The organism is Blastocatellia bacterium (genome assembly GCA_035275065.1).
Classification (GTDB): domain Bacteria; phylum Acidobacteriota; class Blastocatellia; order UBA7656; family UBA7656; genus DATENM01.
The window spans coordinates 158,693-168,743 of the sequence record DATENM010000105.1 but is presented as its reverse complement, the minus strand read 5'-3'; the positions used below and the strand labels follow the sequence as shown (position 1 = coordinate 168,743).

Genomic DNA, 10,051 nt, shown 5'->3' with positions numbered 1-10,051 from the left:
GGAAGATGGGAGCTAACGTGCATAGCCTTAGGCGACTATTATGACTGTCACGAACTTTCTGAAGAAGTATTACTATCAAGCCACGCCCTCAATTCTTCTGTCAGAGCATCCTGTTTCCGCATCGCCTCGATGATCTCTTCGGTCTTCGGCCCGTTAAGTTCGACGAACGAATCAATCAAGCTTCTAAAATTATCAAGCGTGATCTCGTCAGAAATACCATCTCCCCGCAGCTCGCTGTCCGGGGCTTGATCGGCGTATTGCCCTCTGAGCACGCGCAGTACTTCTCCGGGCGTTCCGGCGTAGAGTACGCAAGTCTCCTGGTCAACCAACAGCCAGTGTGTCGCTTCCTCGTCCGAGCTTCCCAGGTTGTAGCCTTCGAGGTGCGGCGCAATTGAGTTGTGGCGGGTGAATAGCAGCCAGGAGTGCCAATGCCCATCAGCGCTGAGTCGTCCGTCCGAATAGATCACTACATCACCGTAAGGCGTCCAGTAGAATGCCACATAGCGCGCACATCCCGGATAGCCGATTGCCTGGGCGAGCATCGGCGGGGCTGATACTACTAACCTTCCCATCTGTAGGTCTTCTATATTCATAAAGCTCCTTGTGTATCAGTGCTCGTGTCTTCCGCGCCGAACATCTTCTTCCAGCATTTCGGGCAGGTGCCGCTGATGAGCAGCTCACGCATCGGCGGTGAAAGATACGGGAAGATGTTTTGTATGAACTCGGTCCTATTTGAGAGGCGATCATAGTCTGCCAGCTCTACCTTCAGGCCGTAGAACTGTCTGCACCCTATGCATTCAACGTAGAACACAACCGTAGTGGCTTCCTCGTCCACGCTGTCAATAACCGGCGCGATCACTATCGCCTGATAGCTTTCGTATCGCGGCAGCTCGCCCGAACTGATTAATCCGGCCAGTCCGCACAGCAAAACGGATGGCTCTCGGTCGCCGCCCGCGTCCGTCCGGCATTCGACAGTTGTGCCCGCTTCCTGGTGGTGGATAAAGCTGTTCAGGATTGCATCCACTCCCCCAGGCCCCGGCTGGTGCACGCTCGCGTACCATCTGGTTTGTCCCTGCTCGCGCAAGTGCCGCCACGCCTGCCAGAGAATACCCCTGTGATCGGTGTGGAAATAGAATTCATACTCGCCGTTGGTTCCGTGACTGAAAATAATTCCGCTCACTGTGATCTCTTCATTGTCCATTGTGAGAACCACCTTTCTCGTCGCTCGACGGTACAGGTGGCGGCGCGCTCCTCTTGAGTCGCCGCCACTCATATTGACTTTCTGTAGCTACTCACGCCCTCCGCTTAAACCCTCGCCTTGTTCTTCTACTTGCTACTTTTAGCTTTGGAGGCAAATTTGGCGTGTGCTTTCTTCCCGGCTACTTCTACCTTTCCCTTTTGAGGGGCTGCTCATAGACGACTGGTTTTCTAGTCACTTCGCCCTTCGTTACGGCGTCGAGATAAGCCTCGTGAGCGGCCTTGTATTTCTTTGCGCACAGCTCGACGCGCACCTGGGCGTCGATGAGCGTGTGGTTTACTTTGCGATCCTTGCTCAACTGTACGATGGGCTTTTGATCTACTTGATTGTGCTTGTACTGGTTGGCTCCGTAGTGGGCGAATGAGCACAGCATCATAAACTGTGCCAGTTGACTGTCATCGAGTTTGGCGATCTCGCGCAGCACTGCTGGCTGGTCATACCGGAGCTTGCTTGCCAGATCATCACTCCACCCGAACACTTCACAGATCGTGCGCTGGTCGTCGGAAGCAATGCGGCGGAAGAATTCTTTGGCGACTTCATTTAAGTGCCCCCGCTCAAGCGGCCACTTGTAAGTTTGAAGCGCCTCTTTCATCACTCGCTTGCGGACGATCTCGTCAACCTTAATGTCAAAGATTTCCTGCTTCCGCTTGTTCCGTTTTTCCGGCGAGTCGCCATTGCGCGAGTTGCTGCTTGTGCTGCTCGTCGAAGATGAGTAAGACGCGCCGACCCTGCCCATGTGGTCTTTGCAAGATTTCGCCCTGCATATCCAAATGACTCGACCCACTTCATCGCCTTCCGCGTAAACTGCCTGTTCCGCGAACTCACAACGGTCGGCTTTCTTCTCGATCTGCTGATAGTCGGACTTTCCGAGTGAGTCCTTTGCGCGGTTCGGGCTGTAGTACGGCGAAATGTAGGCGGCTGGCTTACCGCTTTTCGACTCTATCTCAGACATTCTGACCTGGACTAATGTTTGAATCTTTGCCTGGAAGCACATCGGATTCAGACACGTATCCGTGTTCTTAATGTCTGCAAAGAGGGTCTTGTTAAACCCTGAACGCTGCGGGCATTCGACACAGGTGAGACCGTCTTCTCTGAGTCTCGCGTCATCTAACTTGAAGGGAGCTTTTGTCAGGTTGAGGTGAATGTTTTGCTCAATCCAAGCCTGCAAGAATTTGACATGCCGGGCGGGTTTCTCCTTGTCGGATTGGTGTATGTACGTCTGTTCTTTCTGACTCCATACGCTCTTTCTCTCATAGCAGGCGGCCAGCGCGAAAGGCTGAAGCTCTGACGACAGGCGGCAGATTTCCAGTGCGTGGGCGAGGGTAATTAAGTCGTTGCGGAAGTCTTCCCGCGCTTCTTCGATAAGGTCAGTGAGCGCGAGCCTTCGCGCCACATATCGCGGGTCTTTTGCCAGACGTTGCGCGATGTCTGGGATTTCAAGCTTGGAAACATTCTTCAACCGCAAGAAGCCATCGGCTTCATCAAGCGGGTGAACATCTTCGCGTTGCAAGTTCTCTATAAGTTGGGCGTCAAGAGCCTCCTCGTCACTAAGATTCTTGACGCTCGCGGGAATCTCTTTGAGGCCAGCCTGATTTGCCGCTTTGAACCGCCGCTCTCCCGCGACGATCTGGAATCTCGCGCCGACCGGACGCACGAGAATAGGCTGTATGATGCCTTTCTCCTTAACACTCCGTGTCAGTTCAGCAAGGCTTTCCTTTTTGAAGGTTGTTCTCGTGTTCTTAGGCGGCGGGTCTATGAGGGTGATGGCGATCATTCTGAAGTCGCCCGCGCCGTTGTTTCCGCTGCCTGATGATTTCAAGTTAGCTTGTTTGTGCATAGCTTTTCTCCGTGTAGTGAAAGGTTGATGTGAAGGCTCGCGCGAGGACCGGTATCAGCGCACGCATCAAGACCACTTCATTACTCGCGGCTAGTTTTCAGAAGTTGAGACCATCACGGCGGTGCTTTGGCCTGCCTCTGATTCGTTGGCATCCGCCAGAGCGCGGCTCGCCGCTTCAAGGTTGCGGTTTGCGGCGTTGCAGTTCCGCGCAATCAGGTCGAGGTCTGAAAAGCTCACATCGCCAAGATGGTCGAAACTCTCTGCAATTCGCGCGGCGATGCGTGTCTGTTCGCGCGCGAATTCGATCAAATCTAAGGCGGGTTGCAATGTGGTTGTCGCGGGCGAGGATGTGGTGGTAGATTGTTGTTCGAGCATCTTACTTCCTTCCTTTCGACGGTTGGGGTGGATGTTTAAGGGCTTGGCGAGCGTTGGCGCGCTTTCCAGGCCCGTTCAATTTAATGCGCCGTTTCGTTATACCTCCTGCTCAATCGTTAATTCGGTTCATTCCAATCGACTGTCTACTTCTCTCATTCGTCTAAATATAATCTATAAGGTGTGTATTTGTCAAGAAGGTTTCAATATTTATGATAGTGTCATAGAGTGTTAATGGTTGGCTATAGCACAAAGCTACACTCTTTTATGTGCCCCACTTTTTGCTTGACTCTAGACCTAAGTCAAGGGTGTAGACTTGATTTGTGGCTGAGTCTCAATTACAGATAGGTCAAGTCGCGGCCCTCGCTGGTGTCAGCGTTGATACAGTGCGCTACTATGAGCGACAACGACTCCTAGAGCGTGCGCCCAGGTCAAGCGGCGGCTTTCGTCTCTTTACTGCTGAAACGGTCGAGCACATCCGGTTCATAAAACAAGCGCAGGATATTGGCCTGTCCCTCGTTGAGATTAAAGAACTCCTCATAACTACCGGCGGCGCAACGCAGTGTCAGCGCGTCCACGATCTCTTAAAAGAAAAGCTCTCCGAACTAGATGAGCGGATGCGAGCAATGCGTGAATTTCGCCGTACTTTAACTCGCCACCTCGTAGCCTGTGAGACTGAGTTACACGAACGCGGCGCAGCCGCCTCGTGCCCGGTGATTGTCAAAATTGCCGACAGCAAACGAAAGGCAAAGAAGTGAAAAAAGCACCGCTACTATTTGGTTGCATCCTACTGACTGTCTTTACAGCGCTGCCTCATTATACTGGGGCATCCCCCACCGTTGACCCATCGCCACAAGCAAGCAAGGCTACCGGCGCGGTGCGCAAAGGCTCCCTCGTTGATCTTAAAAGCGTTGAGCCGCTGAAAGAGGCATTCCAGCGCGACAGCGGCAAGATACGGCTGGTTGCCCTGGTTTCCCCTACCTGACCGATGTGCCGTTGGGGGTTCTCCAATATGGTCAAGACGCTCAAAGATATTCCCGATGATCGCGTGAGAGCCTACATCGTGTGGCTGCCGATTTTCGGGGGCGACTTCAAAGGCGCATCACAGGAACGCTCCAAGAGCTTCTCTGATGAGCGAGTGAATTATTTCCTAGACCCTGATTCATTAACCGGCGAACTGTGGAAACCTGTCCTCAAGCTCAACGATGACATTGCGTGGGATGTGTACTTGCTATACGGCCCGGACGCCAAGTGGGATAAAGAGCCGCCACAGCCCAATTTCTGGATGCATCAACTCAGCGGAGTAACCCAAGCACCGCGCTTAAACCAAATGGCATTCGAAGCGAAATTAAAAGAGATGCTACCGACTGCCAAAGAACAAAACACAACTAAGCCCAACAGCAATACCCAGACGAAAACCAAAGCCAAGAAAATGAGAATTGAATTTCTGTACTTCAAGAGTTGCCCGTCACATAAACAAGCCCTAGACAATTTGAAAGCGGCGCTGCGCGAATCGCACACAAACGCCGATCTAGTGCTTATCAATGTTGATTCAGAACAGAAGGCTCAAAAGGTTGGCTTTCAAGGTTCTCCCTCAATCAGGATCAACGGCAAAGATTTGGAAGGGCGAAACGAAGGCTCGAACTATAGCTGTCGGCTCTACCGCATCAACGGCAAGCCGACGACTGTTCCAAGCAAAGAGTTCATAATGGAAAAACTAGCGGCAGACAACTAATACCAACTTGCACTTTGAAATGAGATGACGGTTTGTCAAAAACCGCAGAAAAATCGAATCTGCTGGCAGACTTCTCCATCTCACTCCGATCTGCAAGTTGGTATAAGCTGCCGCCTGCGCCCTGCGATGAGATATGGTTAAGAGGCTACACCAGATTTGTACCTACCTGCTGATTGCCTTAGGCGTTGTTCATATTAATTTCTTTAAGCTGCTTGTGAAGCCGCCCCCTGTACCTCGTTAGGGGGCGGCTCGCTGTCTGTGAAATCGAAAGCTAACTGCGCTTGGAATTGATAACCTGTCGGCTTTCTCTTTGATGCCTGGCTCGCTGGCTCGTTAGAGAATAGTGGCTCTGAGAACAGCGGTTGCTGCGCTCGCACCTTCCGGCTGTCCGGCTCTGTTTTGGTTTCCCCCTCCTGTAAGAAATAGGTCTGAACGCTCGAAACTTCTATGCTTGGCGCGTCCGTTTCTCTTATCTCGCTCCCTTGCTCGCTTACTTCATCAATCTCACCTGCCGGAATAAACCACTGTTCAAGGTCAATGATTCTGGCTGGGCCTGCTTCCGGTAGACTTTGAATCTCTCCACCATCCTGGGCTTCCTCTGTTGCTTCTTCCGTTACGATCACCGGATAGGCTTGGAGCAACGCGGCTAGAATCTCTATCCCTTTGCTCTCGTCGGCGGGAATAAAAAAGCGTTGCTTCCAATTGATCTGCTCGTTTATCAAGCCAAGCGCTCTGAGGCTCGCAAACTTGTACGGGTCGGTGACGTGAAGCTCGACGGCTGCCTCGCCGTGTAGGTCTCCCTGTTTCAGCCTGAGATTTGACGCAAGGGTGATTTCTTCCCCTTCGCGCAAGACGGCGTTGTAAATCTGCGCGGGGTCTTGCAACCGCCTGGCGATTCCGAGTGAGCGCAACACTGTCCAGACTCGATCTGTCGGAATGTGAATGCCGACGATGCGCTGGCCTTCGTTGGTGCTGACTCTGACGACTCGCAAGCGGGTTTCCCGGTCGGTCTTTAGCCTCTGCCATAGCGGGATGATCGCGCCGCCCAGAATGTGAGTCTCTAAGGTTTCAATGGGCGGGATGGCCGCATATTTCATCATCCACCAATCGCGCGCCCGGTCGGGTGTGACCGCCTGATACTTTGTCGATAGCTCGGCTTCGTTAATGTAGTTGGTGCGCGGCGCTTCCGGCCTCCACACGGCAAAGGTGCGGAAGCTCTCACCTGTGCCTGGGTCGGTGTGGCGTCCCGATTCGATGACAAGGATGAAGTGGCCCTTCTTCCGGTGCTGTAAGAATGCCCCGCCTTTGCGCTCGCGTACCCGGTCGGCTTCCTCGAAGCTCACGGCCTGGCTCGGCTGGTCAACTTCTAACGTATAGTGGGTGGTCTGCGCGCCGGTTATTTCATCCGTGTAGACGACGCGCGGGGCCTTCGCCAATCTGATGGCAAGGGCTTTAATGTCGGTGACTCCCTCATCAAACGTGCCATTGACTTTGGCGTAGCGTACCGTCTGATCGAACAAATCAGCGAAGTAATCAAAAAGTGCGTTCTGTTCATCGACACACAAGGCAAGCACTCGATTAAGGAAGCGGGGCACATTGTACTCATCTTCCTTTCTGATTTCCTCGCCGCCGTCCTTGTTCTTGACGAGCAGGCCAATGTCGCGCAACGTTTGGCGCGGGTTGTCGAGTCTGGGCACGCTCTCGCCCACCATGATGCGCCGTAGTAGCAGGCTCAAGGCGGCTCTGCCTTCCTGGGTTTCAAAGTTATACTTGGCAAGGTCGCCGTTGTCGGCGGCTCCCCGGTCGCCTTTGGTCAACGCTCCGAGACTGCCAAGCCTGCGCGCGATGGTGGAGGAAAAACGTTTCTCGCCGCCTAGCTCGGTTGACAGCAAAACATATTCTGGCGGTACTGCTTGGTCGCTGCGGTGCGTGCGTCCGAAGGTCTGCATCTGTTTATCGGCTGACCATCCGAGTTCAAGTGTGATGTGGACGCGGCGCTGTTTATTTGCGGTGCGGTTGGAAGCATGCAGAGATATTCCGGTGCTGGCCGCATCGCTGATGATCGCTGCGTGTTTCCTTCCCTGTTGAAACTGCTCCATTTCATGAACGTTGGTTCTGTCCATTGCTACGCCTTCGGGCGCTCGCTTCTTGTACTCGACTCGTCCGGTGCGCGGGTCACGAATGAGGCGGCGCGTCCGGCCTGTGAGTTCCGCTACGCTATGCTCTCCCAAATGATTAACAAGCTGGTCAAGTGGGTTCTCTGGAAGTTCTAAGGCTGACAAGCCATCAATCAAATTCTGCCTCATCTGTAGGGCTTGCTTGCTCTGTACGATGTTCCCCTGTCCGTCTTTGACCGGCACTTGAATAGTTTTGCCGGTGGCCGGGTCGGTCACGTCCTGGTAAAGCGTTGTCGGGAATCCGCGCTCAACCATCGCGGCTATCACTTCTCGCGGCGAGAAGTCCAAATCTTCAAGCATCCCGCCTGCTGCCGTCGCCCGCGCCACCTGCTCGCGTGTCCTCGCCTCGCCTGTGCCGACTAATGAAATGACAACTGACTTGCCTTCGCTCAAAGCGGCTTCGGTTTCGGCTATCACGCTCGGCACTTTGAAGGCGCAGATCACTTGGCGGAAGAAGCGTTGATGATCGCCCCAAAACTTATTTAGAGCGACGGCGCGGGCGCGCGTTCCGCCGCCTGTAACTGCAAGCGCCGCGTCAATGTCTTTCAAGACCACCTGCCACGCCTTAGCCGCATGGTCATACATTGCGCGCTGCTGCGGGGTCAGCCGGTGGATGCGCTCGCGGTACTCAACCGCTTTACCTGAGTTGGGACAAACGCCGAAAGAGATAGAGCCAGAAAGATACATACCGAGTGCTTTCATATCGCGGCTGACCATTTCCATTGCGCCGACGCCGCCCTGCTCGATCTCCTGCATAAACTCCTGGAAGCCGCCCGGAAAGCTCGTCCCCTTGCCCCAAAGTCCAAGCCTGGTCATATAGGCCATATTGCGCACGTCGGTTGCTCCGGTGGCGCTGGAATAAACGACGCGATAATCAGGGTTGCTCTCTGGGTTTTGTAGATCGACCACAGCCTGGCCGGTCAGCGTCGGCTCTCCACGCCCGCCCGCTAGTGCGTTCTTCGCCTTGTGTGACTCGTCAAGGATGACAACCGCCTCGCTGCCGAGCCAGCGCATGATTTGGTCTAATCGCTTGGCTCCATTCTTGGCTGCGGAGATGAGAGAAGAATAAGAGCTAAAGACAACCCCGCGCGGCAAGGCGATCTCTCCGGCTGCTGAAAAATCGTTGATGCGTGCGAGTGGGATACGCCGGAGTCCCAAGTCTTTAAGGTCGCGCCGGGTTGATTCCAGCAAGTCGTTATTGACTGAGAGCCACAACGCGCGCTGTCGTCCCTGATTCCAATTGTCCGCAATGATGCCAGCAAGAATTCGGCCTTTGCCTACGCCTGTGCCATCCCCGACAAAGAAGCCGGCGCGCGAGCCATCAGCTAATCGCTGCTCGTGTCGCTGCCCGGCATAGATGACTCGCTCAAGCTGAATGTCTGACAGTAAGCCTCTGGTGATGATCTCTGGCGCGAGGTGCGGCCTGTAGGTTATATCCGGCGGTAGCACGGCGGCCATTGACGCCGATTCGACGATCTGCGCGGGGTGCGGTTTTCCTCCCCTGAGCTTGGCGCAGGCGTAGGGGACAAACAAAGCGTTTTCTTCTGCCTCTGCATCGTCGGCCTCTGTTTCGGTTGCGGCGGTGCGTGCTGCCAAGTCTTCTAATGCTGCCCAGGCATCCTCTAGCGATTCGGCGGCTCCCCAACGGATATGGTTTAGCTGTTCCTGCCAGTTATCGCCCGGCGTCGCTCCGGTCTTATCAATGACCAGAATTTGATTGTCAAAGGTCGTGCCGTATTTCCCATATTCTTTGCCGTTCAAATGGAAGTTGGCGCGCACGTTATAAAGGCGCGCGATGCGCTGCCACCATTCGGTAAAGGCCGGACGCTCCAAGCTCATCCCTTCGCCGACAATGGCGACAAGCCGCCCGCCTTCCTGTAACCGGCGGAGTGCGCTTTCAATGTGCCGCGCGCCGTACAGCGTGCGATGCTGTACGACTCTCCCGCCTGTCGCGCTAAACGGCGGGTTCATCAAGATGGCGGTCGGCTGGATTTCGGGGGGCAATAGGTCATCAAGAATTTCAGCGTCTATGCCGAACGTCTCAAAGCCTAATTCTTGGATGAGCAAAGCGCGGCGGCGCGAGTTGATCTCATTGCACACAACGCGCGCACCGATGGAGCGCGGCCAGATGGCTAGGCTGGCAGTTCCTGCCGATGGCTCAAGCACAAGGTCTGACGGCTGCGGGTTCAACACCCTTGTCGCGAGGTATGCGAGCGTGGGCGGCGTCGAGAATTGTTGTAGCTCGGTCTGTTCTGCGGTGCGGTCTGTCTGTCTCGGCAACTGCTCGGTGAGCGGGCGCAGGTGAAAGCTGATCGCCTCTTTGCCGTCCATCTGCATAAGCTCGCGCGCCTTGCTTTCCAGCAAGTATTTGTTGACTGCCGTTTCTAGCGCGTCATAAGCATCGCGCGGCGTGTAGGTGCCTTGTGCGCGGCTGCCGCCAAAGTTGCGGTTCGCTATCTCCGTAAACTTCGGGTTATCAATGCGCTCGCCAGCGCTCAAGCGTTCGATAAGCTCACGGATAAGGCTATTGGTTCCGGCGATTAAATCAGACGCGGCAACCTGCCGCGTGGTCGCGGGTGTGGCGGTAGATGGCTGTTCGAGCATCTTGCTTCCTTCCTTTCGACGGTTGGGGTGGATGGTGTGAAGGCTTGGCAAGTGTTGGCGCACTCTCC

The 10,051-nt window shown here is 54.6% G+C and carries 8 protein-coding genes; 3 read left to right on the top strand and 5 right to left on the bottom strand.

What is annotated here, in order from left to right; translation table 11 throughout:
- Positions 1-47: 47 nt before the first annotated feature.
- From VJ464_23680 to VJ464_23665, 4 genes are all read right to left on the bottom strand, one after another.
- Positions 48-593 carry a hypothetical protein gene (locus VJ464_23680; protein HKQ08147.1) on the bottom strand — a complete coding sequence of 182 codons (546 nt, stop codon included), beginning with the start codon at positions 591-593 and terminating at the stop codon, positions 48-50.
- Complete coding sequence (locus tag VJ464_23675; GenBank protein HKQ08146.1) at positions 590-1,201, bottom strand: hypothetical protein; 612 nt, start codon at positions 1,199-1,201, stop codon at positions 590-592. Before VJ464_23675 ends, VJ464_23680 begins: the two co-directional genes overlap by 4 nt.
- A 184-nt stretch (positions 1,202-1,385) precedes the next feature.
- A complete protein-coding gene (locus tag VJ464_23670) occupies positions 1,386-3,095 on the bottom strand; it encodes a ParB/RepB/Spo0J family partition protein (protein HKQ08145.1) in 1,710 nt (569 codons plus the stop codon).
- 90 nt (positions 3,096-3,185) lie between these two features.
- Positions 3,186-3,470, bottom strand: coding sequence for a hypothetical protein (locus tag VJ464_23665; protein HKQ08144.1), 285 nt, complete (start codon positions 3,468-3,470; stop codon positions 3,186-3,188).
- A 320-nt stretch (positions 3,471-3,790) separates the two neighbouring features.
- Between VJ464_23665 and VJ464_23660 the strand changes: the two genes are divergently transcribed.
- From VJ464_23660 to VJ464_23650, 3 genes are read left to right on the top strand one after another with little or no spacing between them, the layout of a single operon-like run.
- Complete coding sequence (locus tag VJ464_23660; protein HKQ08143.1) at positions 3,791-4,225, top strand: MerR family transcriptional regulator; 435 nt, start codon at positions 3,791-3,793, stop codon at positions 4,223-4,225.
- Positions 4,222-4,452: a hypothetical protein gene (locus VJ464_23655; GenBank protein ID HKQ08142.1), complete on the top strand. Its 231-nt coding sequence runs from the start codon at positions 4,222-4,224 to the stop codon at positions 4,450-4,452. The genes VJ464_23660 and VJ464_23655 overlap by 4 nt, the downstream gene beginning before the upstream one ends.
- A 27-nt stretch (positions 4,453-4,479) precedes the next feature.
- A complete protein-coding gene (locus VJ464_23650; protein ID HKQ08141.1) occupies positions 4,480-5,202 on the top strand; it encodes a hypothetical protein in 723 nt (240 codons plus the stop codon).
- A gap of 203 nt (positions 5,203-5,405) precedes the next feature.
- On the opposite strand, the gene VJ464_23645 is transcribed toward VJ464_23650, so the two are convergent.
- Positions 5,406-9,983, bottom strand: a complete 4,578-nt coding sequence (locus VJ464_23645; protein HKQ08140.1) for a strawberry notch family protein — start codon at positions 9,981-9,983, stop codon at positions 5,406-5,408.
- Between the last annotated feature and the right edge of the window lie 68 nt (positions 9,984-10,051).